The sequence below is a fragment of the Streptomyces sp. Tue6028 genome (genome assembly GCF_002300165.1).
Taxonomy (GTDB): Bacteria; Actinomycetota; Actinomycetes; order Streptomycetales; family Streptomycetaceae; genus Streptomyces; species Streptomyces siamensis.
The window spans coordinates 115,297-140,328 of record NZ_MLCE01000029.1 but is presented as its reverse complement, the minus strand read 5'-3'; the positions used below and the strand labels follow the sequence as shown (position 1 = coordinate 140,328).

The 25,032-nt window shown below is 72.1% G+C and carries 23 protein-coding genes; 12 read left to right on the top strand and 11 right to left on the bottom strand.

Annotated features, from left to right (window positions below):
• Positions 1-104 precede the first annotated feature (104 nt).
• The 7 genes from BKI49_RS28095 to BKI49_RS28065 all read left to right on the top strand — a co-directional run bounded on the left by BKI49_RS28095 (position 105) and on the right by BKI49_RS28065 (position 5,922).
• Positions 105-944, top strand: coding sequence for a glutamate ABC transporter substrate-binding protein (locus BKI49_RS28095; RefSeq protein WP_095937058.1), 840 nt, complete (start codon positions 105-107; stop codon positions 942-944).
• 132 nt (positions 945-1,076) lie between these two features.
• On the top strand, positions 1,077-1,742 hold the full coding sequence (locus tag BKI49_RS28090) for an amino acid ABC transporter permease (protein ID WP_095937057.1): 666 nt from the start codon (positions 1,077-1,079) through the stop codon (positions 1,740-1,742).
• Positions 1,739-2,620 carry an amino acid ABC transporter permease gene (locus BKI49_RS28085; protein WP_095937056.1) on the top strand — a complete coding sequence of 294 codons (882 nt, stop codon included), beginning with the start codon at positions 1,739-1,741 and terminating at the stop codon, positions 2,618-2,620. The genes BKI49_RS28090 and BKI49_RS28085 overlap by 4 nt, the downstream gene beginning before the upstream one ends.
• Before the next feature lie 289 nt (positions 2,621-2,909).
• Complete coding sequence (locus tag BKI49_RS28080) at positions 2,910-4,577, top strand: FAD-dependent monooxygenase (RefSeq protein WP_095937055.1); 1,668 nt, start codon at positions 2,910-2,912, stop codon at positions 4,575-4,577.
• A gap of 61 nt (positions 4,578-4,638) precedes the next feature.
• Positions 4,639-4,923 (top strand): putative leader peptide, encoded by a 285-nt coding sequence (locus BKI49_RS36370; protein ID WP_373557596.1) that lies wholly within the window; start codon positions 4,639-4,641, stop codon positions 4,921-4,923.
• 76 nt (positions 4,924-4,999) lie between these two features.
• On the top strand, positions 5,000-5,527 hold the full coding sequence (locus BKI49_RS28070; RefSeq protein ID WP_179332605.1) for a cupin domain-containing protein: 528 nt from the start codon (positions 5,000-5,002) through the stop codon (positions 5,525-5,527).
• Entirely contained in the window at positions 5,524-5,922 is a 399-nt protein-coding gene (locus BKI49_RS28065; protein ID WP_373557595.1) for a rhodanese-like domain-containing protein, read from the top strand. Before BKI49_RS28070 ends, BKI49_RS28065 begins: the two co-directional genes overlap by 4 nt.
• Positions 5,923-6,026: 104 nt before the next feature.
• Here the strand turns inward: BKI49_RS28065 and BKI49_RS28060 are convergent, their stop codons facing one another.
• The 4 genes from BKI49_RS28060 to recA form a co-directional block, all read right to left on the bottom strand.
• Positions 6,027-8,561, bottom strand: coding sequence for an FtsX-like permease family protein (locus tag BKI49_RS28060; RefSeq protein WP_095937051.1), 2,535 nt, complete (start codon positions 8,559-8,561; stop codon positions 6,027-6,029).
• A complete protein-coding gene (locus BKI49_RS28055) occupies positions 8,558-9,220 on the bottom strand; it encodes an ArsR/SmtB family transcription factor (protein ID WP_095937050.1) in 663 nt (220 codons plus the stop codon). Before BKI49_RS28055 ends, BKI49_RS28060 begins: the two co-directional genes overlap by 4 nt.
• A gap of 232 nt (positions 9,221-9,452) precedes the next feature.
• Complete coding sequence (gene recX / locus BKI49_RS28050) at positions 9,453-10,289, bottom strand: recombination regulator RecX (protein WP_095937049.1); 837 nt, start codon at positions 10,287-10,289, stop codon at positions 9,453-9,455.
• 3 nt (positions 10,290-10,292) lie between these two features.
• Entirely contained in the window at positions 10,293-11,417 is a 1,125-nt protein-coding gene (gene recA, locus BKI49_RS28045; RefSeq protein ID WP_095937048.1) for a recombinase RecA, read from the bottom strand.
• Positions 11,418-11,832: 415 nt separating this feature from the next.
• Between recA and BKI49_RS28040 the strand changes: the two genes are divergently transcribed.
• Positions 11,833-12,612, top strand: coding sequence for a hypothetical protein (locus BKI49_RS28040; protein WP_095937047.1), 780 nt, complete (start codon positions 11,833-11,835; stop codon positions 12,610-12,612).
• A 51-nt stretch (positions 12,613-12,663) separates the two neighbouring features.
• Here the strand turns inward: BKI49_RS28040 and BKI49_RS28035 are convergent, their stop codons facing one another.
• Both BKI49_RS28035 and BKI49_RS28030 read right to left on the bottom strand, forming a co-directional pair.
• Positions 12,664-13,878, bottom strand: a complete 1,215-nt coding sequence (locus BKI49_RS28035; protein ID WP_095937046.1) for an AI-2E family transporter — start codon at positions 13,876-13,878, stop codon at positions 12,664-12,666.
• Between the two features lie 60 nt (positions 13,879-13,938).
• Positions 13,939-14,133 (bottom strand): DUF3046 domain-containing protein, encoded by a 195-nt coding sequence (locus BKI49_RS28030; protein ID WP_095937045.1) that lies wholly within the window; start codon positions 14,131-14,133, stop codon positions 13,939-13,941.
• An 80-nt stretch (positions 14,134-14,213) separates the two neighbouring features.
• Between BKI49_RS28030 and BKI49_RS28025 the strand changes: the two genes are divergently transcribed.
• Positions 14,214-15,158 (top strand): hypothetical protein, encoded by a 945-nt coding sequence (locus BKI49_RS28025; RefSeq protein WP_095937044.1) that lies wholly within the window; start codon positions 14,214-14,216, stop codon positions 15,156-15,158.
• A 40-nt stretch (positions 15,159-15,198) separates the two neighbouring features.
• Here BKI49_RS28025 and BKI49_RS28020 read toward each other — a convergent pair whose 3' ends face one another.
• The 3 genes from BKI49_RS28020 to BKI49_RS28010 are packed head-to-tail and all read right to left on the bottom strand — an operon-like array spanning position 15,199 to position 17,113.
• Positions 15,199-15,507, bottom strand: coding sequence for an AzlD domain-containing protein (locus BKI49_RS28020; protein ID WP_095937043.1), 309 nt, complete (start codon positions 15,505-15,507; stop codon positions 15,199-15,201).
• Entirely contained in the window at positions 15,504-16,223 is a 720-nt protein-coding gene (locus tag BKI49_RS28015; protein ID WP_257004992.1) for an AzlC family ABC transporter permease, read from the bottom strand. The genes BKI49_RS28020 and BKI49_RS28015 overlap by 4 nt, the downstream gene beginning before the upstream one ends.
• Positions 16,124-17,113: an AraC family transcriptional regulator gene (locus BKI49_RS28010; RefSeq protein ID WP_257004984.1), complete on the bottom strand. Its 990-nt coding sequence runs from the start codon at positions 17,111-17,113 to the stop codon at positions 16,124-16,126. Before BKI49_RS28010 ends, BKI49_RS28015 begins: the two co-directional genes overlap by 100 nt.
• A 232-nt stretch (positions 17,114-17,345) precedes the next feature.
• Here BKI49_RS28010 and BKI49_RS28005 point away from each other — a divergent pair, with 232 nt between their 5' ends.
• The 3 genes from BKI49_RS28005 (at position 17,346) to BKI49_RS27995 (ending at position 24,216) form a co-directional block, all read left to right on the top strand.
• Positions 17,346-22,334 carry an ATP-dependent helicase gene (locus BKI49_RS28005; protein WP_095937041.1) on the top strand — a complete coding sequence of 1,663 codons (4,989 nt, stop codon included), beginning with the start codon at positions 17,346-17,348 and terminating at the stop codon, positions 22,332-22,334.
• Positions 22,335-22,579: 245 nt separating this feature from the next.
• On the top strand, positions 22,580-23,422 hold the full coding sequence (locus BKI49_RS28000; protein ID WP_095937040.1) for an Fpg/Nei family DNA glycosylase: 843 nt from the start codon (positions 22,580-22,582) through the stop codon (positions 23,420-23,422).
• Between the two features lie 32 nt (positions 23,423-23,454).
• Positions 23,455-24,216 carry an SDR family NAD(P)-dependent oxidoreductase gene (locus BKI49_RS27995; protein ID WP_095937039.1) on the top strand — a complete coding sequence of 254 codons (762 nt, stop codon included), beginning with the start codon at positions 23,455-23,457 and terminating at the stop codon, positions 24,214-24,216.
• 3 nt (positions 24,217-24,219) lie between these two features.
• Here BKI49_RS27995 and BKI49_RS27990 read toward each other — a convergent pair whose 3' ends face one another.
• Both BKI49_RS27990 and BKI49_RS27985 read right to left on the bottom strand, forming a co-directional pair.
• A complete protein-coding gene (locus tag BKI49_RS27990) occupies positions 24,220-24,456 on the bottom strand; it encodes a hypothetical protein (protein ID WP_095937038.1) in 237 nt (78 codons plus the stop codon).
• A gap of 89 nt (positions 24,457-24,545) precedes the next feature.
• Positions 24,546-25,016 carry a Dps family protein gene (locus BKI49_RS27985; protein WP_095937037.1) on the bottom strand — a complete coding sequence of 157 codons (471 nt, stop codon included), beginning with the start codon at positions 25,014-25,016 and terminating at the stop codon, positions 24,546-24,548.
• Positions 25,017-25,032 lie beyond the last annotated feature (16 nt).

Sequence of the window (25,032 nt, the reverse complement as noted above, 5' to 3'; positions counted from 1 at the left end):
CTGCACTTCTTCACGGCTGGCCCTCGTCGACGGAGTCCAGCCCCCGAAGTCCCTCATTCGTTCCTGAAGAACTGCATCTCTTCACCAGTCAAAGGATGTTCACCATGAAGCTCCGCAAGGTCACCGCCGCCTCGGCCGCCGTCCTCGCGCTCGCGGTCACCGCCACGGCGTGCGGCTCCGGCGACAAGGACGACAACGGGTCGTCCTCCGGCGGCGGCAAGATCAAGATCGGCATCAAGTACGACCAGCCGGGCCTCGGCCTGAAGGAGCCCAGCGGCTCGTTCTCCGGCTTCGACGTGGACGTGGCGACCTATGTCGCCAAGGAGCTCGGCTACAAGCCGAACCAGATCGAGTTCGTCGAGACCAAGAGCGCCGACCGCGAGAACGCGCTCGCCCGCGGCGACGTCAAGTTCATCGCGGCCACGTACTCGATCACCGACGAGCGCAAGCAGAAGGTCGACTTCGCCGGCCCCTACCTGCTCGCCCACCAGGACCTGCTGGTCAAGACCGACTCGGACATCTCCAAGGGCACGGACCTCAACGGCAAGAAGCTCTGCTCCGTGACCGGCTCCACCTCGGCCCAGAACGTCAAGGACACCATCGCCCCCAAGGCCAACCTGCGTAAGTACGCCGGTTACTCGGAGTGCATCGCGGGCCTGCAGAGCGGTGCCGTGGACGCGGTGACCACCGACGACTCGATCCTCGCGGGCTTCGCCGCGCAGGACAAGTACAAGGGTCAGTTCAAGCTCGCCGGGCTCAAGCTCAGCAACGAGAACTACGGCGTCGGTGTGAAGAAGGGTGACACCGCCACGGTCAACAAGATCAACAAGGCGCTGGAGAAGATGGTCAGCGACGGTTCCTGGCAGAAGGCGGTCGAGAAGAACTTCGGCCCGGCCAACTACAAGAACGAGCCGGCCCCGAAGATCGGCGCGATCGTCAAGTAAGGCGGAACTCCGCCGACGCAGGACTCCCGCGGGCAACGCGGGGCTCCGCGGGTGCGCCGCCGCTCACCGCGATCACGGCGGCGGCGCGCCGCGTCCTCCACGTACGCCACAGACCCGGAAGCGCGGGAGATCGTGTTCGACTTTCTTCAAGGTTATGACGTCCTAGGGGCGTTCTGGATGACGGTGAAACTCACCGTCCTGTCCGCGGTCGGCTCCCTCGTCTGGGGCACCCTGCTGGCCGCGATGCGGGTCAGCCCGGTCCCGCTGCTGCGTGGAGCGGGCGCCGCCTACGTGAACATCGTCCGGAACATCCCCCTGACGGTGATCATCGTCTTCAGCTCGCTGGGCCTCGCCGACATCTTCGGCGTGACGATGGGCACCGACAACTTCGACATCCAGGGCTTCCGCCTGGCGGTCCTCAGCCTCGCCGCCTACCACTCCGCCTTCGTGTGCGAGGCACTGCGGTCCGGCATCAACACGGTGCCCGTGGGCCAGGCCGAGGCCGCCCGTGCGATCGGGCTCAGCTTCAGCCAGACCCTGCGGCTCATCGTGCTGCCCCAGGCCTTCCGCTCCGTCATCACCCCGCTGGCGAACGTGCTGATCGCGCTGACCAAGAACACGACCGTGGCAGCGGCGATCGGTGTGGCCGAGGCCGCCAGCCTGATGAAGACGATGATCGAGAACGAGGCCCAGACGCTGCTCATCGGCGCCGTCTTCGCCTTCGGGTTCGTGGTGCTGACCCTGCCCACCGGCCTCTTCCTCGGCTGGCTGGGCAAGCGACTGGCGGTGAAGCGATGACTTCCGTTCTCTACGACGCTCCCGGCCCCCGGGCCAAGCGGCGCAACGTGATCGTGTCCGTGGTGTCCTTCGTCCTGTTCGCCCTCTTCCTGTGGTGGATCTGGCGGACGATGGACGACAAGGGACAGCTGAAGTGGTCCCTGTGGGAGCCGTTCACCACCGCGGAGGCGTGGACGACCTATCTGCTGCCGGGACTCGGCAACACCCTCAAGGCCGCGGCGCTGGCCATGGTGATCGCCCTTCCGCTGGGCGCGCTCTTCGGCATCGCCCGCCTGTCCGACCACCGGTGGATCAGCGTGCCTGCCGGTGTGGTGGTCGAGTTCTTCCGCGCCATCCCGGTGCTGCTGCTCATGCTGTTCGCCAACGAGCTGTACGTCCGCTCCAGCGGTCTCAGCAGCGAGGAGCGCCCGCTCTACGCCGTCGTCACGGGCCTGGTGCTGTACAACTCCTCGGTCCTGGCCGAGGTCGTGCGCGCCGGCATCCTCGCCCTGCCCAAGGGGCAGTCGGAAGCCGCCATGGCCATCGGCCTGCGCAAGAACCAGACGATGACCAGCATCCTGCTCCCGCAGGCCGTCACGGTCATGCTGCCCGCCATCGTCAGCCAGCTCGTCGTCATCGTGAAGGACACGGCGCTGGGCGGTGTGCTGCTCCAGTTCACCGAGCTGCTCAACGCCCGCAGCACGCTCGCGGCCAACTACGCCAACGTCATCCCGAGCTTCATCGTGGTGGCCGTCATCTACATCGTGCTGAACTTCGCCCTCACGAGCTTCGCGTCCTGGCTCGAGGGCCGGCTGCGGCGCGGCAAGAAGTCGACGGGCACGGTGCTCCCGGCGGCCGACACGGGAGACGCGACCGCCGCCGGCGCGACTGTCGCCTGACGGACAGTCAACCCGGGCGGTGACCGAGGGGCAGTGGCGATCGCGCCGCTGCCCCTCGCCGCTTGCCGGAGGTACGGGCACCGGCCTCTCACGCCCTGCGCACACCGCGCGGATGAGGTGCGCGTCGCGCACTCCTCGCGCCATCCGGCGCTAAGGGGACCATTCGTGCGTCCGGCTTGACCAGGTGGCGCACAGTCTGTTGCATACGTTCTGTGATCGTGCACCCCGCTCCAACTGCCTGTTCCCGTACGCCCCTCAGGGCACCGCACCGGGCAGGGGGCGCCGCGTCGTGGACCCGGTGATCATCGTCGGAGCCGGCCCCGTGGGGCTCGCGCTAGCCCTTGCGCTGGCCCGCCAGGAGGTGCCGTGCGTGGTCCTCGACGAGGGGCCGGGCAAGGATGAACAGCGACTCGCCAGGACGGTCGTGCTGCGCGAGGACACGGTCGCGCTCGTCGAGCGGCTGACCGGTTTCCCGCTCTCCGAGCTGGGGTTCCGTTGGGCCGGATGGCGGTCTCTGCGGCGCAAGCAGGTGACGCGCGAGATCACGTTCGGCGGCGAGGCGCCGGCAGCGGACGACCCCGCCGGGACACCCGGCACGGCGTCCCCCCAGAGCAGCGCCGGCGCCGGGACGTACGCCGCCCCGTTGCACATCACGCAGCACGCGCTGACCGGCGCCCTGCGCGACGCCATCGGCGACGAACGGCTGATCAAGCTCGCCGTGGACAGCCGCCTCGACGCCATCGAGCAGGAGCCCTCGGGCGTCACCGCGCACACCAAGGGCCCCAAGGGCACATGGTGGCGCGGCAGCTACCTGGTCGGCTGCGACGGCCCCCGCTCCACCGTGCGCAAGCTCCAGGACATCCGGTTCCCGGGACGCACGGCCGTGGAGCGGCACGCGGTCGCGGCACTGCGCACGGAACTTCCCTGGCCCGGCGAGGCGTTGTTGCATCGCACGCCACCGTGGCGGACATCGAGCCCCTCGGCCGCAGAGGTGACCGCGCGCCCGCTCGCCGACGACCTGTGGCGCCTCGACTGGCTGCTGCCCCCGGGCAAGGACCTGGTGACGCCCGATCTGCTGGTGACCCGTGTCCGGGAAACCCTCGCCGGCTGGAGCGGCGGCCCCACACCCCCGTACGAGCTGCTCGACACCGGAGTCCACACCGTCCACCACCGGCTCGCCCGCCGGTGGCGCGCCCGACGTGTCTTCCTCGCCGGTGATTCCGCGCACCTGCTGGGCGCGCTCGGCACCCAAGGGCTCGACGAGGGGCTGCGCGACGCCGACAACCTCGCCTGGAAGCTCGCGCTCGCCTGGCACCACGGACCGCACGATTCGCTGCTGGACAGCTACCAGACGGAGCGTCGCGCGGTCGTCGCCGCCCGGCTGCGCGCCGCCGACCAGGCACTGCCGCTGCTCCGCGGCGGCGGAGGTCTGCGCGCCTACGTTCCCGGGTCCGCCCGCGGTCATGACGCGCTGCTCACGGACGGTCATCTGGGACGCGGCCCGCTGGGCGCGCCGGGGACGTACGCGGACTCGCCGCTCGCGCCTCCGCGTGCCGAGTCGGAGACCCCCGTGGACACCGCTCCGGGCGCGCCCGTCGTCGACGTGCGGGTGACCGCCGAGGACGGCTCGTTCGTGGGGCTGCGCGAGCGGCTCGGACGCGGGGTCCTCCTCGTGGTGCTGGTCGCTCCCGGTACGGGCGTGTGGGAACGGAAGCACTGGGTCACGGCGGGGATCATGCCCCGGCTCGCGGCGGCCGTGACCGCGCTCCCCCACCCCGCCGAACTGCTGGTCGCCGAGAACTACCCCGGCGCCGCCGCGCACACCGTGCTCCTGGTCCGCCCGGACGGACACCTGGTCACCGCGCTCGGCGGGGTGCGCCCGGCCGACCTGTACGAGGCGGCGGAGGCCGCGCTCGGCGGCCCCACGAGGACGGAGGCGACCGCGAGCACGGGCTGAGTCCCCCGCCCCGGCACCGACCGAGTCCCTCAGGTCCCGCGTCGGCCGTGGGATTCGGGCAGTGCCGGGATGCGCGTCGGTCTGTCTCAGGTCTGCCTCAGGCCTCCACCGACCGCCCGATCACCCGGTGACCCGCTGCCGCACGGATTTCGGCAGCGGCACCCAGGGAATCCAGGAAAACCAGGCCTCCACGATTACCGAGCGTCCACATAGTGACGGTGAGTTGACCGGTCTGCGCCGTCATGGTCTACTCCGGAACGTGACCGACACCCGTGTACGCCTGTGGCGGAGGGTCCACATGGACCTCGTCCGCTATGCGGGCTGCGTGTGTCGCCCGTCCTGCTGAATTCGCATCCCCCTTCCTTCCGCGCGCCGCGCTCTCGCTGCCGTGCGCTCCCACGCGAACCCTCAGGACGGTACGAGTGTCTGTGTCCTCCGCTGTCGACACGCTCCCGCAAACCCCCACGCAGGCCGACCTGCTCGACTTCGTGCGCCGTACGGCCGCCGACGCCGAACTGATCGCCTCGCTGCCCCTCGACCCCGAGGGCCGCACCTGGGTGCGCCTCGAAGGGCCGGGCGGCAGTGAGGCCTGGCTCATCGGCTGGCCGCCCGGGACCGGAACCGGCTGGCACGACCACGCCGAATCCGTCGGCGCCTTCCTCACCGCGTCCGGCGAGCTCAAGGAGAACTCCCTAGGCGCCCGTCTCCCCGCGGACGGCTGGAAGACCCTGGAACTGTCCGAGGGCATCGACCGCGAACGGACCCTGCCGACGGGCAAGGGGCGTTCCTTCGGCCGCCACCATGTCCACGAGGTGCTCAACGAGTCCACCGAGGAGCACGCGATCTCGGTCCACGCCTACTACCCGCCGCTCCCGCAGATCCGCCGCTACAGCCGCACGGGTCCGGTGCTGCGCCTGGAGCACGTCGAGCGTCCGGAGGACTGGCAGTGAGCGGCCCCCGCCCCGTGGGGATCGACGAGTTGCTGGAGCGGGCCCGCGAGGACCTGGACCGCGTGGAGGCCACGGAGGCCTACGAGGATGCGCTGGCCGGCCGGGCGCTGCTGGTGGACACCCGGTACGCCGCGCTGCGCGAGCGCGACGGCGTCATTCCCGGCGCCCTCGTCGTCGAACGCAACGAACTGGAGTGGCGGCTCGACCCGCAGGGGAGTCATCGCGCCCCGCAGGCCACGAGCCACGACCTGCGCATCGTGGTGATCTGCAACGAGGGGTACGCGTCGAGCCTCGCCGCCGTGTCCCTGCGCCAGTTGGGACTGCACCGGGCCACCGATCTGGTCGGTGGGTTCCAGGCGTGGAAGGCGTCAGGGTTCCCGGTGATCGCCGCGTAGGCCGGAACACCCGGCGTACCCGCCTGCCTTGGGCGCCGCTCGATGTCGTACGCACCAGGGGGCGCCCCTGGAGGTAAGGGGCGCCCACCCTTGCGTGTCGCCCCTTACTCCTTGGCCGTGGCCACCGCCACGGGGCGCACCCGCAGGGCGACGCGGCCGGGCAGCGCGGTGGCGACGAGTGCGAGCACTCCGGCGACCGCGACGACCGTCACGTACACCAGAGGCGTGACCACCGGGGCCGCGCTGCCCGTCATACCGACGCTGAAGGCGGTCAGGACGGCGAGCGCGATGGAACTGCCGAGCGCGGTGGCGAGCAGCAGCACCGACAGGGCTTCGGTCCGCAGCATGCGCAGGACCTGGCGTCGGGTCGCCCCGGCGAGGCGGAGCATCGCGAACTCACGGACCCGCTCGGACACCGACATGGCGAGCGTGTTGACGACGGCGATGGCGGTGAACGCCAGGACAAGGCCCATGGCGAGGTAGTTGACCTCGGCGTTCGCCTGCTGCCGTTCGGCCTGGATCGAGTCGGCGGTCGCGGGTGCGAGAACGCGGACCGCCGGGAACTTACGGAGCGTAGTCGCGAGTTGTGTCTGTGTACGGTCCGTGCCGACCAGGACGGAGGTGGCGAGCGGGTTGTCGACGTGGCGTGCGACCAGATCATGGGCGAAGGTGAGGTCCCCGAAGCCGAGTCCCTTCGCGTAGACGGCGGCGACGGTCACGGTGACCGGGGTGCCGTCACCGAGGGTGAGTTTCAGGGTGCTGCCGGGCTTCAAGTGGCGCTGTTGCGCGGCGAGTTCGCTGACGGCGACGGTGTCGTTCTTGAGGTTCTTCAGGGAACCCGCGGTGACCTCCGGGTCCCAGGTGCGGGTGAGACCGGCCGGCGTCACTCCCTGGGCCGCGTATTTGTCGAGGCCGACGCGGACGGTCGTGCGGACCACTTCGGTGACGACGTCGCGCCCCGTGCGCAGTGCCCGGGCGGCCTCGGCCGGGACACCAGGGCCCTGCGCGGCGAGCACCCAGTCGGCACGGATTCCCTCGCGTGCCTGGGCGCGGGCCGCGTCGCCGAGGGTCGGCTGGACGAAGAGCACCGTGCAGGTCATGCCGATGAGGAGGGTGAGAGGGGTGACGACGGAGGCCATGCGTGCCGCGTTGCCCCGCAGATTGGCGCGCGCGAGGCGGCCACCGGGGCCGCTCAGCCGCAGCGGTCCGGCGAGCACGGTCGCGGCGGCCTTGACCAGCAACGGTCCCAGCAGTGCCACGGCGCAGGCGAGGACCACGACGGCCAGGAAGGTCACGGGAGTCGAGGCGGGTTCGGTGCGCAGCACACTGAGCACGGCTATCAGGACGGCGCCTCCGGCGAGCAGGAGGAGGCCGGTGAGGAGGCGTCCCCAGGCCGGGCGGGTGCGCTCGGCGCGGGCCTCGGCGAGTGCTTCGGCCGGACGGATCCGGGCGACCCGGCGCGACGAGATACGGGCGGCGGCCCAGGCGCCCAGGAGCGTGGCGGCCACCGCGGCGAACGGCGGGAAGACGCCGGCCGAGTGCTGGAGCGTGGCCGGGACGGCTCCCATGGCGACGAACCGGCTGTGCAGCCAGGCGCCCAGCGGAAGTCCGGCGAGCGCGCCGGTCACCCCGGCGGCCGCCCCGACGATCAGCGCCTCCTTGCCGAGGAGTGCGCGGATCTGGCCCGGTGTGGCGGCGATGGCGCGCAGCAGGGCGAGTTCGCGGTGGCGCTGCTGCACGGAGAGGGCGAAGGTGCCGACGACCACCAGCACGGCCACCAGCAGGGAGGTGCCGCCCATCGCGCCGCCCATGCTGACCAGCTTCGTACGTGCGGCGGCCGCGTCCAGGAACTCGACCTGGCCGCGTGCGTCCCCCGAGCTGACCTGTGCGGTGGTGCCGTGCAGCGCCTCGGTCACCGACCGCTCCAGGGCGGTGGTGCCGGTCCCCTTCGCGGGCAGGACGCCGAAGGCGGTGACGTGTCCGGGGTGTGCGGCCAGGCGCCGCGCCTCGGCGGTGGAGAAGAAGAGCGAGGTCTGGTGGCGTACGTTCACGGCGGCCTGGGCGATTCCCGTGATCCGGTAGGTGCGCGGCGACTGCGTCGACTGGACGGTGAGACGGTCGCCGGGCTCCAGGTGGGCGCGCTCGGCGAAACGGCGGTCGACGACCAGGTCACCCGCGGCCCTGGGCGCCCTTCCGGCGCTCAGCGTGTAGGGGGTGAGCACCGCGGAGTCCCATGCGTGACCGTAGGCGGGCCGGCTCTCCTCGACGGCGGCGCCGGACATCAACGGCTGGGCCAGGAAGGTCAGTTCGGGGACGACGCGGCCCACGCCCGGTGCCCGGTGGAGCCGTGCGGCGAGGCCCTCGTCGAGCCAGGCCCGTTCCGCGATCGGCTTGGCCTTGTGTTTGACCTTGGTCTTGCCCTTCTTGTGCTTGACCGTGGTCCGGTGGACGTTCTGGTCGGCGGAGACCACGACGGGGGCCGCGGCATAGCGTTCGGTGCTGATCGTGCCGCGCAGGCCGGTTTCGAGGAGGGTGCCGCATGCGGTGATCAGAGCGGCGGCGCACATCAGGGCGAGGAAGGCTCCGAGGAAGCCGCCCTTGCGGGCCCGGACGGTCTTCAGGGCGTACCGCAGCATCATGAGGGGTCGCTCTCTCTTCTGTTGTGGGGCGCCGGGTGGGTCTCGGGAGCGGCGCCGGGAGCCGGGAAGGCGAGAAATCGGGTGAGCACGGTGCGCGCTCCGCGCGGGGTGTCCGCGTCCGGGCGCTTGTAGCGGTTGAGGAGCGCGATGTACTCCTCGAAGAAGGCGCGGAGTTCGGGGAGGGTCAGCCGGATGCTGCCGCGCGAGTAGGGGAAGGCGTCCGCCCAGGGGTCTTCGTATCCGCCTGCCTGGAGCTGGGTCTGCTCGAAGAGTTCGAGGTCGGCGGCGTAGGCGTGATGGTTCAGCTCGTCCATGACGAGCCGCATCTCGGGGCTCTGCCGGCTGCGCGGCGGGAAGCGGCGGTCTCCGGGCACGGCCCGCCACCAGCGCTGCCTGCCCTGACCACGCGGTTCGGACGACTCCTCCACGAAGCCGTACCGAGCGAGCTCGCGCAGGTGGTAGCTGGTGGATCCGGTGTTGAGTCCCAGCGCCCGGGCGAGCGTGGCGGACGTGGCGGGGCCGTGCAGGGTGAGGTGCTGGAGCATGCGCTGCCGACGGGGCTGCGCGAGCGCCTTGAGCGTGGCGAGGTCGGAGAGCTCGGTGGGTGCGTGCGGCGCCTTCGAGGGGGATTCCGCTCGCGCGCCGGGTTCCTGTGCCATGCGTACACAGTCGTCTGTGCACAGGTGTCTGTGCAGCGCGGTGGCCCGGCGTCTTCGACCGGGGGTTAACCCCACCCCGGCCAAGGGGAGTTGAGTCGCTGGAGTCGAGCGTGTGCTGCGGTGTGCCCGGACGGCGAGCGGGCTCTGAACGCGATCGGCGCCCCCGCGCGTCGACCGTGCTCAGAGCCCTCGTACGTCTGCCGGTGTGCGAGCTCTGCCGCTGTGAAGCCGGTCAGTACCCCGCGTCGTCCAGCCCCTCCGTGTCCTCGCCCTCTTCCTCCAGCGCCTGGCGGACCACGCGCAGGGCCATGCCTTCCGGGTAGCCCTTGCGGGCGAGCATGCCCGCGAGCCGGCGCAGCCGCTTGTCGCGGTCGAGACCGCGGGTGGAACGCAGTTTGCGGGCGACCAGCTCCCGCGCGGTCGTCTCCTCCTGCTCGGAGTCGAGCTGTCCGACGGCCTCGTCGATCAGCGTCGAGTCGACGCCCTTGGTCCGCAACTCCTGCGCGAGCGCCCGTCTGGCCAGCCCCCGGCCGTGGTGCCGGGACTCCACCCAGGCGTCCGCGAAGGCACTGTCATTGATCAGGCCGACCTCTTCGAACCGTGTCAGCACTTCGTCCGCCACGTCGTCCGGGATCTCGCGCTTGCGCAGCGCGTCGGCGAGTTGCTTCCGCGTGCGCGGGGTCCCGGTGAGCAGGCGCAGACAGATTGCCCGCGCCCGCTCAGCCGGGTCCCCTGAAGACTCCCCCTTCTCGGCCCTCGACGAGGCAGGGGCGCCTTCGTCCTGTGGGTCGCCGGACGCCTCGCCGAAACCGCCACGCCTTCGACGCCCTCGGCCACCGCGCGGCCCCCCGTCGGCGCGCCGGCCCCCGCCGCGGCGCGAGCCACCGCCGGGCGAGGCACCGCCCGGCGCATCGCCGTCCGGGTCGCCGTGGAACCCGTCGTGCGCTGCGGTGTCGTACGCGCTGTCACCCTGTCCGGCCGAGCCGCCGTCCCGCCCGTCGTACCCCTGCCCCGGCCCTTCCGGAGCGATGGGGTACGCGTACTCGGCCCAGTCGGTTCGTCGCGTCATGGACTAGCTCTTGGCCGCCGCGGCCTTGGACTTGGTCGCCTTGGCAGCCGGTGCGGGCACCGTCTTCGCGGCCTCGTCGGCGCCCGCGGAGACCGCGGCGTCCGTGCCGGGCTCGGTGGCGGGCTCCTCGGGACGCACGCCGACGCCCAGCTTCTCCTTGATCTTCTTCTCGATCTCGTTGGCGAGGTCGGGGTTGTCCTTGAGGAAGTTGCGGGCGTTCTCCTTGCCCTGGCCGAGCTGGTCGCCCTCGTACGTGTACCAGGCGCCGGCCTTGCGGACGAAGCCGTTCTCCACGCCCATGTCGATCAGGCCGCCCTCGCGGCTGATGCCCTGGCCGTAGAGGATGTCGAACTCGGCCTGCTTGAAGGGCGGCGCGACCTTGTTCTTGACGACCTTGACGCGCGTGCGGTTGCCGACCGCGTCCGTGCCGTCCTTCAGCGTCTCGATGCGGCGGATGTCGAGTCGCACCGAGGCGTAGAACTTCAGCGCCCGGCCACCCGTCGTGGTCTCCGGCGAGCCGAACATCACGCCGATCTTCTCGCGGAGCTGGTTGATGAAGATCGCGGTGGTCTTCGACTGGTTGAGCGCGCTGGTGATCTTCCGCAGGGCCTGGCTCATCAGGCGGGCCTGCAGACCCACGTGCGAGTCGCCCATCTCGCCCTCGATCTCCGCGCGCGGCACCAGGGCGGCCACGGAGTCGATGACGATGAGGTCGAGGGCGCCCGAGCGGACCAGCATGTCCACGATCTCCAGGGCCTGCTCGCCGTTGTCCGGCTGCGACAGGATCAGGTTGTCGATGTCGACGCCGAGCTTCTTCGCGTACTCGGGGTCGAGGGCGTGCTCGGCGTCCACGAAGGCCACCTGGCCGCCGGCCTTCTGCGCGTTCGCCACCGCGTGCAGGGTCAGGGTCGTCTTACCGGAGGACTCCGGGCCGTACACCTCGACCACTCGGCCGCGCGGCAGTCCGCCGACACCGAGGGCGACGTCGAGTGCGGTCGACCCGGTGGGGATGACCTCGATGGGCTCATTCGGCCGCTCGCCGAGGCGCATCACGGCGCCCTTGCCGAACTGCCGTTCAATCTGTGCGAGCGCGGCGTCGAGTGCCTTCTCGCGGTCGGTTCCTGCCATGGGTTCCACCCGGTTTGCTTGAGTCGATCGCTTCACGTCAAAGACGCTAACGCCTGCCACTGACAATGCGCCCCGACGCCCGTCCGGCCTGTGGATAACTCGGGCACATCTCCATCAAAACCCTGTCGAAATGCCCGCCGAGAGCCTCGCTGGAGCCTCCATAAGAATGGATGTTCGATTTTCGTGTCAAGCGCACCACGCGCATCTCCGAGAGTACGGCGGCGCTCCGACAACACCCCGGCCCTCCACCGGACGACGCCCGGTCCTCCACCGGCCGGGCACGGATCGTCCGGGCCCGGCGGGCGGTCTCTCCCGCGCCGCGCCCACCCGGCGGCCGGGCTACTCCCCCGGGCGTACGGCCGGTGCCTTCGGGGGTACGACGACGCGGCGGGGCCCGGTCGCCAGGCTGTGAGCCATGGAGACCATCACGTCCCGATCGCCGGCACCGGTGAGGACCACGCCCCGCCCGGCCGAGCGGCTCTGCTACGCGACGGGCGCGCTGCTCGTCCTGACGGGATGCGCGCACCTGGCGGTCTTCGCCGTCGACGGCGGCCCCTGGGACGGTCCCGTCTCCTGGCGCAAGCCCGTCACCTTCGGGCTCTCCTTCGGACTGACACTGATCGCGATCACCTGGGTCACGTCCTACCTGCGCGTCGGCAGCCGGCTGCGCACGGCGCTGCTGGTCGTGTTCGCCGCGGACTGCGTGGTGGAGGTCGGCGGGATCACGCTTCAGGCATGGCGCCGGGTGCCGTCGCACCTCAACATGGAGACCGGCTTCGACACGGCGGTCTCCATGACGCTCGCCGTGGGCGGCGGTGTGCTCGTCGTCCTTTTCACGGTGTTCGCCGTCGCCTCGTTCCGCGGCCGGCCCACGGGCCCGGCGGGCATGCCGCTCGCGCTCCGTTCCGGGTTCGCGATCCTGCTCGTCGCCCTGCTGTCGGGCGCCGCGATGATCGCGCGAGGGGTCGTCCTCACCCGGACCGGCCACCAGGAGGCGGCGTACCACTCGACGGCCCCGCTCAAGCCGCTGCACGGGGTGAGCCTGCACGCCGTGCTGGTGCTGCCCGCGCTGGCCCGGCTGCTCTCCCGTACCGCCTGGAGCGGCGCGGCCCGGCAGCGGATCATGTACGCGGCGGTCGGCTGCTACACGGCGGCCGTCGTCGGCGCCGGTGTGTGGGCGGCCCTCACCTGGTGAGCGACCGGGCGCCCGCACGGGCGGGCGTCCCGGTGAACGGCCCGGCGGACGTCAGCGGGTGAACAGGCCCCGCACCCGCCCGAGGAAGGCGCTCGAACTCCGCGTCCGGTGCCCGTGCACCCGGGGGTCGTCCGTGACGTCGTACCGCTTCACGTAGGCCCCGAGGAACGCCTGGAGCGTGGCGACGGCCGGGATGGCGATCAGCGCGCCGACGGCGCCGAGGAGCGCGGTGCCCGCGATGACCGACCCGAAGGCGACCGCGGGATGGATGTCCACGGTCTTGGCGGTCAGCTTGGGCTGAAGCACGTAGTTCTCGAACTGCTGGTAGACCACCACGAAGATGAGCACCCACAGCGCGTACCAGGGGTTGATCGTGAAAGCGATCAGCATGGGCAGGGCGCCCGCGAGATAGGTGCCGATGGTGGGGATGAACTGCGAGACCAGGCCCACCCACACGCCGAGCACGGGCGCGTAGGGCACGCCCAGGGCCTGCAGCAGGATGTAGTGGGCGATGCCCGAGACGAGCGCCATCAGGCCGCGCGAGTACAGATATCCGCCGGTCTTGTCGACCGCGATCTCCCAGGCACGGAGCACCTCGGCCTGCCGGGCCGGCGGTAGCACCGAGCAGAGCGCCCGACGCAGGCGCGGCCCGTCGGCGGCGAAGTAGAACGAGAACAACGCGACCGTCAGCAGCTGGAAGAGGCCGCCCAGCACCTGCGCGGACACGTCGAGGACTCCGGTGGCGCTGTTCTGCACGTACTTCCGCAGCCAGTCGGAGTGGAGCAGGCTGTCCTGGATGTCCACCCGTCTCAGGTCGGTGTGGAAGTGCGTGTTGATCCAGTTGATGACCGAGTCGAGGTACTCGGGGAAGCCCTCGACCATCTTGATGATCTGGCCCGCGAGCATCGAGCCGAGGAGCGTGATGAACCCGGCTATCACGATCATCGACCCGATGAAGACGAGGAAGGTGGCCAGCCCCCGGCGCATGCCGCGCGAGGCCATCCAGCTCACCGCGGGCTCGATGGCGAGCGCCAGGAAGAACGCGATGAGAATGTTGATCAACAGGCCGGTGAGCTGGTGGAAGGCCCAACTGCCCAGTTGGAAGACGGCGATGAGGGCGAGGGCGAGCACCATGGCACGCGGCAGCCAGCGCGGCATGCGTCCGCCGCGCGCGTCGGCGTCTCCGCCCGGGGGCGGGTCGGGCGGCGTCGTGCCGAACGGGGATGCCTGCGGGTCGACCTGCGCGGTCTCGTCTGTCGGGGCCACCCCGCAAGTCTCGCCCACGCCACCGACAATCGGGACCCGGCCCCGGATCTTCGTGGCCGGTCAGCGGTTTTCGTGCGGAATGTTCATGGTCGCGCACACCACACGCCACACATCCTTGGCTTCCCAGCCCTCGTCCAGCGCCTCGTGCACGGTGCGCCCGCCGAGTTCCGTCATCACATGATCGCGCGCGAAAGTGTCGGCGTACCCCACACCGAAGTGATCCGCCATCCGCTGCCAGAAGACCGTCAACCGCATGACTCCAGTATCCCGCCCCTGAGAGTGGGCCGGAGCCGGGACCGCTTGCCGAGACCGCTTTCCGCCCTACGGTCTGTCGCATGGCCGATACAGGAGCATCCCCACTCCCCCCGACGTCCCCGGCGCACTCCCCGCTCTCGCGCGCCGAGCACTTCGTCTGGCTCACCGCGCGCGTGCTGGAGCAGCGCCGTTTCGCGTACCACTTCCTGCGCGGCGACGCCGACGCGGTGGAGACCGCGCTGGCCGCCTACCGCAATGAGGACGAGGGGTACGGCCACGCGCTCGAACCCGATCTGCGCGGTCCGGTCAGCCAGCCGCTGCACACCGGTCACGCACTGCGCGTGCTCGACTCCATCGGGCGCTGCGGCGGACAGCGCGTGGAACGCGTGTGCCGCTACCTGACCTCCGTGTCCACGGCGGACGGCGCCCTGCCGGCGATCCACCCGAGCCAGCGCGGCTATCCGACGGCCCCCTTCGTGCCGATCGTCGACGACCCGCCCAGCGAACTCCTCGCCACAGGACCCGTGGTCGGCCTGCTGCACCGCAACGAGGTGTGGCACGCCTGGCTGTTCCGGGCCACCGACTTCTGCTGGCACGCGGTCGACTCCCTGGACAAGTCGCATCCCTACGAGATCGAGGCGGCCGTCGCCTTCCTGGACTCCGCGCCCGACCGCTCCCGCGCGAAGGCCGCCGCCGACCGGCTGGGCCGGATGGTGCGCGAGCACCGGCTCGCGGCGCTGGATCCCGAACGCCTGGAGGCGTTTCCGGTCGCGTCCGGATACGCGCCGGGCGAGCACCACTTCCCGCACGACTACGCGAAGACTCCCGAATCGCTCGCGCGCGCGTGGTTCACCGACGAGGAGATGTCGCGCTCCCTGGATCACCTGGCGGACGAGCAGGAGGCGGACGGAGGGTGGCCGGTCCGCTGGCGTCAGTGGGCGCCGGGCACGGCCCTGGAGTGCCGCCCCATGGTGACCATCGAGGCGTTGCGCACACTGCGCGCGTACGGCCGGCCCATCGGCTGACGGCCGGGACGTCCGCCGGGCGGCTGCCGCGAGAGGGCCGTCAGCCGGTGAGCGCCCGCACACCCGCCGTCACCCCGACGGCGGCGCCGACCACGAGCAGGAAGGGCGCCCGCAGGACCAGTGCGACGGCAGCGGCGGCGAGCCCCGCGGCCTTCGCGTCGATGACGAGGACACGTCCGTCGGCGAAGGTCTGCTGGGCGGTGAGCGCGGCGAGGAGGGCGACGGGCAGCAGGGCGGAGAGGCGCTGCACGAGCGGGCGTTCCAGCACTCCGGCCGGGACCAGCAGCCCGATGAGCTTGACGGCGTAGCAGCCCACGGCGGTGGCGCCGATGGCGATCCAGATGTTCAACGCTCTTCCCTCGGTCCGTCGTCGGCGGTCTTCGTCCCGCGGCGCCCCTGCAGCCAGAGAGCCACCGGCGCGGCCAGCGCCGCCATCAGGACGGGTACTCCGGCGGGCAGCACGGGCAGCAGGCCCAGTCCCAGCAGGACCGCGGCTCCGGCGACCGCACGCTCCGTGCCGGTCCTCAGCATCGGCGCGAGCAGGGCCAGGAAGACGGCGGGTCCGGCGGCGTCCAGCCCCCAGGCGGCGGTGTCGCCGATGGCCTCGGCCCCGACGGCCCCGAGCAGCGTGGTCAGGTTCCACAGCACGTAGAGGGTGAGTCCGGTGACGGTGAAGCCGATGCGGACACTGCGCCGGGTGGGCTGGGCGAGCGCGACCGCCGTGGTCTCGTCGATGACCCACTGGGCGGCGAAGGGACGCACCGCGCGCGGGAGGGCCAGCAGCTGCGACAGACGCAGTCCGTAGAAGGCGTTGCGGACCCCGAGGAAGAAGGCGCCCGCGGCAGCCGTGAGCGGGTTGCCCCCGGCCGCGAGCGCGCCCACCAGCGCGAACTGCGAGGCCCCGGTGAACACCAGGAGACTGAGCGCGCAGGTCTGCAGCAGTGTGAGCCCGCTGCCCGCCGAGGTCACCCCGAAGGCGAAACCGGACAGTCCGACGGCGACCCCGACTCCCAGGGCGTCCCGGACGACGGCGGCGTCGGGTTTTCCGCGTCCTTCACTGCGTATGTCTGCGAGAGCCGTCTGTTCTGCCACACCCCGGACGGTACGGCCAGGCGTCCGTGATGGTCTTGTACGTTCTTGCGCTCGCGCTGGTAGGCGCCCGGGGGCACGCCCACGATCCGGCTGAAGTGCCGGTTCAGGTGCGGCTGGTCCGTGAAGCCGACGGCGACCGCCGCTTCCGCGGGCGCGGAACCGGCGTCCAGCAGGTGCCGCGCCCTGCGTACCCGGGCGTCGGTCAGCCAGGTGTGGGGAGGCATGCCGTAGGCGTCCCGGAACGCGCGCAGCAGGGCGAACGGGCTGGCCCCGAGGTCGGCGGCGAGCCGCTCCAGGGTCGGGGGCTCGGCCATCCGCTCCTCCAGCACGGCACGCGCGCGTGCGGCGGTGCGGGCGCCCGCGGAGCGCACGGACCGCTGGGGCAGCGGCCCGCCGTTGAGGCGCAGCAGCCGGGTCACCGCGACGCGCAGCATGGTGTCGGCGGCGAGTGCGTTGCCCTCCTCCGCGGCCCGCAGCACCTGGTGGACCAGGCCCACCGTGTACGGGTCGTCGAGCACCGGGGCGACGAATCCGGGGGTGCCGCGGATGGACGTGGTCTCGGCGGCGATCTCGGCGACCAGCTCCGGCGACGGATACACCGCCCCGTACCGCCAGCCTTCGGGTACGCCGGCGCGGCCGGTGTGCGCGGTGTCCGGGTTGACGAGGGCCAGGGAACCGGGACCCGCGTACTGGTCGGCGCCGCCGTGGTGGAAGACCTCCACGCCGTCGGCGATGGCGGCGATGACGAAGTTCTCGTGGGTGTGCCGCACGAAGATCTTTTCCACGTAGCGTGCGCGGAGCAGGTCGACGCCGGGCAGTTCCGCGTACTGCCAGTGCCGTGCCCGTTCCGCCGAGGTCGCCATGCCCTCCATTCTCTGTCAGCGGCGGCGGCCGGATCGCGGGCCCGGCGGCCGCCGCAGGGCCCGCGGGCCCGGAGGAGCGACGGAACCGGCTGGCCACTCGCGCCCCGACATCACCGCCACCTCCCGGTCTCCCGGCTCCCGGCTCCCGATCTCCCGGTCTCCCGGCTCCCGGTCTCGACGATCATTTCCGCAGGTCAGGCACATTGTCAGTGGCCGGGTGCAGGATGGACGCATGGTCAGCTCCGCACACCGAGCCCTCGACGGCTTCTCCCCCGCGACCCGCGGCTGGTTCACGGGGGCCTTTTCCGCGCCCACCGCGGCCCAGGCCGGGGCGTGGGCAGCCATCGGCGAGGGTTCGGACGTCCTCGTCGTGGCCCCCACGGGCTCCGGCAAGACGCTGGCCGCCTTCCTCGCCGCGCTCGACCAGCTGGCCTCCGCCCCGCCCCCGGCCGACCCGCGCAAGCGCTGCCGGGTGCTGTACGTGTCCCCGCTGAAGGCCCTCGCGGTGGACGTGGAGCGCAATCTGCGCAGCCCCCTCACCGGCATCAGGCAGGAGTCGGTGCGGCTCGGGCTGCCCGAACCCGAGGTCAAGGTGGGCATCCGCTCCGGGGACACCCCCGCGGCCGAGCGGCGCGCGCTGGCCACACGTCCGCCGGACATCCTGATCACGACTCCCGAGTCGCTGTTCCTGATGCTGACGTCGGCCACGCGCGACGCGCTGACGGGCATCGAGACGGTGATCCTCGACGAGGTGCACGCGGTGGCGGGCACCAAGCGCGGCGCCCATCTCGCGCTCACCCTGGAGCGCCTCGACGAGCTGCTCCCGAAGCCCGCCCGCCGGATCGGCCTCTCGGCCACGGTGCGCCCGGTGGACGAGGTGGCCCGCTTCCTCTCGCCCCGCCGCAAGGTGGAGATCGTCCAGCCGCGGTCCGGCAAGGAGTTCGATCTCTCCGTGGTCGTCCCGGTGGAGGACCTGGGCGAGCTGGGCGCCTCCCCTGCCGCCGACGGCAATGAGGGCGCCGAGAAGCCCTCCATCTGGCCGCATGTCGAGGAGCGGATCGCCGACCTCGTCCAGTCCCACCGCTCGACGATCGTGTTCGCCAACTCCCGCCGCCTGGCGGAGCGCCTGTGCAACCGGCTCAACGAGATCGCGTACGAGAGGGCCACCGGGGAACCACTCGAAGAAGCGCACGCGCCTGCCCAGTTGATGGGCGGTTCGGGAGCCGCGCAGGGCGCCCCGCCCGTCATCGCCCGCGCCCACCATGGCTCCGTCTCCAAGGAGCAGCGGGCCCTCGTCGAGGAGGACCTGAAGGCCGGTCGCCTGCCGGCCGTGGTCGCCACCTCCAGCCTGGAGCTGGGCATCGACATGGGTGCGGTCGACCTCGTCGTCCAGGTGGAGTCACCGCCGTCCGTGGCCTCTGGCCTGCAGCGCGTGGGGCGTGCCGGTCACCAGGTGGGCGCGGTCTCCACCGGTGTGGTGTTCCCCAAGTACCGGGGCGACCTGGTCCAGGCGGCCGTGGTCACCGAGCGGATGCGCACCGGTTCCATCGAGTCCCTCCGGGTGCCCGCCAATCCCCTGGACGTGCTGGCCCAACAGCTCGTCGCCATGACCGCGCTCGACACATGGCAGGTCGACGACCTGCTCGCCATGGTCCGCCGGGCGGCCCCTTTCGCCTCACTCCCGGAATCGGCCTTCACCGCGGTGCTCGACATGCTCGCGGGCCGCTATCCCTCCGACGCCTTCGCCGAGCTCAGGCCCCGCGTGGTGTGGGACCGCGTCGCCGGCACGGTCACCGGACGGCCCGGCGCCCAGCGCCTCGCCGTCACCTCCGGAGGCACGATCCCCGACCGGGGACTCTTCGGCGTCTTCCTCGCGGGGTCCGACCCCAAGAAGGGCGGCGGCCGGGTCGGCGAGCTCGACGAGGAGATGGTCTACGAGTCCCGCGTCGGCGATGTCTTCACGCTCGGCACCAGCTCGTGGCGCATCGAAGACATCACGCGCGACCGCGTACTGGTGTCGCCGGCCCCGGGCGTCCCGGGCAGGCTCCCCTTCTGGAAGGGTGACCAACTCGGCCGTCCTCTCGAACTGGGCCGCGCGGTCGGCGCGTTCCTGCGCGAGGTGGGCTCGCTCTCCAAGGAGGACGCGCGGCTCCGGCTGCTCGCCGCCGGTCTGGACGCCTGGGCCGCGGACAACGTGCTGTCGTACCTGGCCGAACAGCGCGAGGCGTGCGGTCACGTGCCCGACGACCGGACCATCGTCGTCGAGCGGTTCCGCGACGAGCTGGGCGACTGGCGCGTCGTCGTGCACTCGCCGTTCGGGGCCCAGGTCCACGCCCCCTGGGCGCTCGCGCTGGGCGCCAAGCTCTCCGAGCGGTACGGCATGGACGCCCAGGTGATGCATGCCGACGACGGCATCGTGCTGCGGCTGCCCGACGCCGACCTGATGGGCCTGGACCTGCTCGACCAGACCCCGACGAAGGCGGGCACGGAGTACGACGCGGAGCAGGCGCCCGTGGGAGCGGCGGACGTCGCCTTCGACAAGGGTGAGGTCGACCAGATCGTCACCGACCAGGTGGGCGGCTCCGCGCTGTTCGCGTCCCGCTTCCGCGAGTGTGCCGCCCGCGCGCTGCTGCTGCCGCGCCGCAATCCCGGCAAGCGCACTCCGCTGTGGCAGCAGCGCCAACGCGCCGCCCAGCTCCTCGAAGTGGCGAGCGAGTACGGATCGTTCCCGATCGTCCTCGAAGCGGTGCGCGAGTGCCTCCAGGACGTCTTCGACGTGCCGGGCCTCACGGAACTGATGGGCGACATCGAGTCCCGCAAGGTGCGGCTGGTCGAGGTCACCACACCCGAGCCCTCCCCCTTCGCCCGTTCCCTGCTCTTCGGGTACGTCGCGCAGTTCCTGTACGAGGGGGACTCCCCGCTGGCCGAGCGGCGCGCGGCGGCCTTGTCGCTGGACTCGCGGCTGCTGGCCGAGCTCCTCGGTCAGGCCGAGCTGCGCGAGCTCCTCGATGCCGACGTCCTGGCCGAGTTGGAGCGTGAGCTCCAGTGGCTGACGGAGGACCGCCGCGTCAAGGACGTGGAAGGTGTCGCCGACCTGCTGCGTCTGCTGGGTCCGCTCACGGACGGCGAGCTGGCGGAGCGCGGCGCCGAACCGCAGTGGGCCCACGAGTTGACCGCCGCCCGCCGCGCGATCCGGGTGCGGATCGCCGGGGCGGACCACTGGGCCGCCATCGAGGACGCGGGCCGGCTGCGCGACGCGCTCGGCACGGCACTGCCCGTCGGTGTCCCGGAAGCCTTCACCGAACCGGTCAAGGATCCGCTCGGCGACCTGCTCGCCCGGTACGCGCGCACCCACGGCCCGTTCACCTCCACGACGGCCGCGGCCCGCTTCGGTCTCGGCACGGCCGTCACGGACGGCGCGTTGCAGCGGCTCGCGGCGAGCGGGCGTGTGGTGCAGGGGGAGTTCCATCCGGCGGGGATCGGCCAGGAGTGGTGCGACGCGGCGGTGTTGCGCAGGCTGCGGCGGCGCTCCCTCGCGGCCCTTCGTCACGAACTGGAGCCGGTGTCGCCCGCCGCGCTCGCCCAGTTCCTGCCCCAGTGGCAGCACGTGGGCCAGGGGCACGGGCTGCGTGGCGTCGACGGACTGGTGCGCGCCGTCGAGCAGTTGCAGGGCGCGTCCGTGCCCGCGTCCGCGTTGGAGAAGCTCGTCCTGCCCTCCCGGGTCGCGGGTTACGCCCCCGCGATGCTCGACGAACTCACCGCCGCCGGAGAGGTGGTGTGGGCCGGGGCCGGGTCGCTGCCGGGCAAGGACGGGTGGGTCTCGCTGTATCTGGCCGACGCCGCCCCGCTGCTCCTGCCGGCCCCGCACCCTCTGGAGCTGACGGCGCTCCACCAGTCGGTGCTGGACTCCCTGTCCGGAGGGTATGGCCTCTTCTTCCGCCAGATCGCCGACCAGGTGCGCGCCACCACACACCCCGACGCCACCGACCCCCAGCTCGCCGACACCATCTGGGACCTGGCCTGGTCCGGGCGCCTGACGAACGACACGCTCGCGCCGATGCGCTCCGTCCTGGGATCCGGCCGCACCGCGGGGTCCACGGCGCACCGCGCCAAGCGCTCCGTCCCGCGCGGGCGTTACGGCTCACTGACCGGCGGTGCGCGTCCGCAGTCCCGGACCGGTCCCCCGACGGTGGCGGGCCGCTGGTCGCTGCTCCCCGAGCGCGAGCCGGATGCCACGGTGCGCGCTCATGCCCTGGCCCGCACCCTGCTCGACCGGCACGGCGTGGTGACCCGGGGTGCCGTCGCCGCGGAGGGGGTCGAGGGCGGCTTCTCGGCGGTGTACCGCATCCTGTCCGCGTTCGAGGACAGCGGCCAGGCCCGACGCGGCTATGTGGTCGAGGGGCTCGGCGCGGCTCAATTCGCGATGGACGGCGCGGTGGACCGCCTGCGCGCGGCGGCGAACGCCCGGGACCGGGGCGAGGCCCTGTCCGCCCAGGGCATGTCGGACGGATTCCCGGGCTTCCCGGACGGACTCCCGGCCATCCCCGCCTTCCCCGGCGATCTCGGCTCCGCGAACACCCCCGCGTTCCCGGGCGACCCCGGATTCGGGGACCCCCTCGGTTTCCCGGACGGCACGGACTTCCCCGACGACCACGGCACCGACGGCGATCACACCTATTCCGCCGACTCCGCGTTCTCGGCAGGTTCCGCCTTCCCGGCCCGCTCCGGCGGCCCCTACGGTTCCGCCCGCCCCCCGTCGGGCTACGGCGACGGCACCGGCCGTCCGGGCGGCCCGGGCTTCGGGAGCGGCCGCTCCCGCACCCGAGCGGCCGCCCCGGCGGTGGTGCTCGCGGCCGCCGACCCGGCCAATGCGTACGGCGCGGCGCTGTCCTGGCCCGAGCCCCCGACCGGTGCGGGACACAAGCCGGGCCGCAAGGCAGGTTCGCTCGTGGTCCTCGTCGACGGCGAGCTGGCCCTCTACATGGAGCGGGGCGGCAAGACCCTGCTGGCCTGGCCCTCGGACCCGGAGGCATCGGTCATGGAGGACGCCCGGCTGCTCAGTGCCGCCGAAGCGCTCGCCGGTGCCGCCCGCGCGGGCTCCCTCGGCACGGTGACGGTCGAGCGGGTCAACGGCGCCTCCGCGCTCACCTCCCCGTTCGGCACCCTCCTGGAAGGAGCGGGCTTCATCGCGACCCCCCGCGGACTGCGCCTGCGCGCCTGAGCCTCCCGCAGGCACCTCTCACGCGCCACCGGTCCGGGCCCCATCGACACCCCGCCACGCGCCACCGGCCCGAGCCACGAACCGACACCCCGCCACGCGCCACCGGCCCGAGCCACACGCACACCCCACACACCCGCACACCCCGCACGTTCCGCACCGCGGACCCCGCACCCCGCACCCCGCACCCCGCACCCCACAACTGCACCCCACGTCCACCACCCCCCGACGCGTGCCACCCTGGAGCCATGCCCGAAGGAGACACCGTCTGGCAGGCCGCGAAAAGGCTGCACACCGCCCTCGCGGGCAAGGTGCTGGTCCGTTCCGACCTGCGGGTGCCCCGGTACGCCACCGCCGACCTCACCGGCCGTGCCGTCCTGGAGGTCGCCCCGCGCGGAAAGCACCTCCTCACCCGGATCGAGGGTGGGCTGACCCTCCACTCGCATCTGCGGATGGACGGCTCCTGGAAGGTGTACGCGCCCGGCCAGCGCTGGAGCGGCGGCCCCGCGCACCAGATCCGGGCCGTCCTCGGCACCGCCGACCGCACGGCCGTCGGCTACCGCCTCCCCGTACTGGACCTCATCCGCACCGGCGAGGAGGAGCGGGCGGTGGGCCACCTCGGCCCCGACCTCCTGGGCCCGGACTGGGACCCGGACAAGGCCCTCGCGAACCTCCTGCGCGACCCGGCCCGTCCTCTCGGTGAGGCCCTGCTGGACCAGCGCAATCTCGCCGGGATCGGCAACGTCTACAAGAGCGAGCTGTGCTTCCTGCTGGGCGTCACCCCCTGGCTCCCCGTCGGCGACCTTCCCCCTGACCGAGCCGCTCAACTCCCGGTCCTCGCCAAGAGGCTGCTGGAGGCCAACCGCGACCGCCCCACCCGCGTCACCACGGGACGCCGCGACCAGAACCTGTTCGTGTACGGCCGCACGCCCCGCCCCTGCCTGCGGTGCGGCACCCCGATCCGGTCGGCCGACCAGGGAGACGGTTCCCGCGAGCGCCCCACGTACTGGTGCCCGAGGTGCCAGCCGGGCCCCACCCCGCCGCCGGGCGCCGGCCGACCGCGTACAAGTCCCTGGCACACGACTAATTGACGACCCGTCAGAAACCCTCGTACCGTCACTTCATGCCCCTCACGGCGTACGACCTCACCGGACGCACCGCATTCGTCACCGGCGCCGCCAGCGGCATCGGCCGCGCCTCCGCCCTGCTGCTCGCCCGGGCCGGAGCCACCGTCCATTGCGCGGACCGCGACGCACAGGGCCTGGACCGGACGGCCGTGCTGATCAAGGACGAGGGCGGCACGGCCCACACGCACCCGCTCGACGTCTCCGACCGCGCCCAGGTCCAGCAGGCCGTCGCGTCCTGCGAGCGCCTGGACGTCATGGCCGCGATCGCCGGGATCATGCACAGCAGCCCGGTTCTGGAGACTCGGGACGAGGACCTCGACCGCGTTCTGAACGTCAACTTCAAGGGCGTGTGGTACGCCTGCCAGGAGGCCGCCCGTCTGATGATCGCGAAGGGCATCAGGGGCAGTGTCATCACGATGGCGTCGGGCGCCATCGACACCGGCGGCCCCGGACTGTTCTGCTACGGGGCGGCGAAGGCAGCCGTGGTCCAGCTGACGAAGACACTGGCCACCGAGGTCGGCTCGCACGGCATCCGCGTCAACGCGGTCGCGCCCGGCTGGACCCGTACGGCGATGACCGATCGTCACGGGGAGGCGCAGGCCCACACGGAGGCGTTCATGGCGCGCCTGTCACCACTGGGCCGGGTCGGTGAACCGGAGGACATCGCCCACGCGGTGCTGCATCTGGCCTCCGACGCCTCGGCGTTCACCACGGGTCAGATCCTGCGCCCCAACGGCGGCGTGTCGATGCCCTGGTAGCGGTCATGAGTCCGGCCCCGCGGGCCGCGCGGCCACGGCGACCCGCGCCGGCCTCGCGGCACGCGCCGTCCGGGACTTCGGCACGCAGCGCACCGGCAGCACGCTCAGCCCCCAGCCGCCGGCCGCGACCGCGCCCTCCAGCATCCCGGCGCCCGGCACCAGCGCGAGCCTGAGCACGCTCCACCACCACAGCGCCCCCAGCCCCAGTGCGGCCCCCCAGCGCGCTATTCGCCCTGCCATGCCGCCACCTCCAGCCCGACGCTAGATCGCTGTCCCGGCACACGAGCAGGGCACACCCGGGCACGCCCCGGGCGTGGCCCCGCGGACGGTCACCCGTTCTCCGCCTGGAACATCCAGTGATGCTTCTCCAGGTCGGCCGTGATTCCGATGAAGATGTCCTGGCTCACCGGGTCCGGCTCCGCCGTGGCCTCCACCCGCTCACGCATCCGCGCGATCACCGCGTCCAGCGCGTCCACGAGCGTCTTCACGGCGTCGGTGTCCCTCACCCAGCCTTCCGGCGTCACGTCGATGCCGGAACTGGTGGCCACGGTCGAGGCCCGCCCGTCCGGCGGGACCCCGAGGGTCGCGGCGCGCTCGGCCACGGTGTCGGAGTGCAGCCGAGCGGTGTCGACGACCTCGTCGAGCTGGAGGTGGATGGAGCGGAAGCGCGGCCCCACCACGTTCCAGTGGACCTGCTTGGCCACGAGCGAGAGGTCCACCAAGTCGACCAGTGCGCCCTGCAGCGCATCGGCCACGGTCTTCAGGTCCGCGTCGGACAGCGGGCTCTTCACGACGTACATCCACATCCTCCGATTA

Coding starts and splice junctions, on each gene's coding strand:
- BKI49_RS28095 (WP_095937058.1), top strand. CDS start 105: ATGAAGCTCCGCAAGGTCACCGCCGCCTCGGCCGCCGTCCTCGCGCTC.
- BKI49_RS28085 (WP_095937056.1), top strand. CDS start 1,739: ATGACTTCCGTTCTCTACGACGCTCCCGGCCCCCGGGCCAAGCGGCGC.
- BKI49_RS28060 (WP_095937051.1), bottom strand. CDS start 8,561: ATGATGCTGCGGTACGCCCTGAAGACCGTCCGGGCCCGCAAGGGCGGC.
- BKI49_RS28055 (WP_095937050.1), bottom strand. CDS start 9,220: ATGGCACAGGAACCCGGCGCGCGAGCGGAATCCCCCTCGAAGGCGCCG.
- recX (WP_095937049.1), bottom strand. CDS start 10,289: ATGACGCGACGAACCGACTGGGCCGAGTACGCGTACCCCATCGCTCCG.
- recA (WP_095937048.1), bottom strand. CDS start 11,417: ATGGCAGGAACCGACCGCGAGAAGGCACTCGACGCCGCGCTCGCACAG.
- BKI49_RS28040 (WP_095937047.1), top strand. CDS start 11,833: ATGGAGACCATCACGTCCCGATCGCCGGCACCGGTGAGGACCACGCCC.
- BKI49_RS28030 (WP_095937045.1), bottom strand. CDS start 14,133: ATGCGGTTGACGGTCTTCTGGCAGCGGATGGCGGATCACTTCGGTGTG.
- BKI49_RS28025 (WP_095937044.1), top strand. CDS start 14,214: ATGGCCGATACAGGAGCATCCCCACTCCCCCCGACGTCCCCGGCGCAC.
- BKI49_RS28010 (WP_257004984.1), bottom strand. CDS start 17,113: ATGGCGACCTCGGCGGAACGGGCACGGCACTGGCAGTACGCGGAACTG.
- BKI49_RS28005 (WP_095937041.1), top strand. CDS start 17,346: ATGGTCAGCTCCGCACACCGAGCCCTCGACGGCTTCTCCCCCGCGACC.
- BKI49_RS28000 (WP_095937040.1), top strand. CDS start 22,580: ATGCCCGAAGGAGACACCGTCTGGCAGGCCGCGAAAAGGCTGCACACC.
- BKI49_RS27995 (WP_095937039.1), top strand. CDS start 23,455: ATGCCCCTCACGGCGTACGACCTCACCGGACGCACCGCATTCGTCACC.
- BKI49_RS27990 (WP_095937038.1), bottom strand. CDS start 24,456: ATGGCAGGGCGAATAGCGCGCTGGGGGGCCGCACTGGGGCTGGGGGCG.
- BKI49_RS27985 (WP_095937037.1), bottom strand. CDS start 25,016: ATGTACGTCGTGAAGAGCCCGCTGTCCGACGCGGACCTGAAGACCGTG.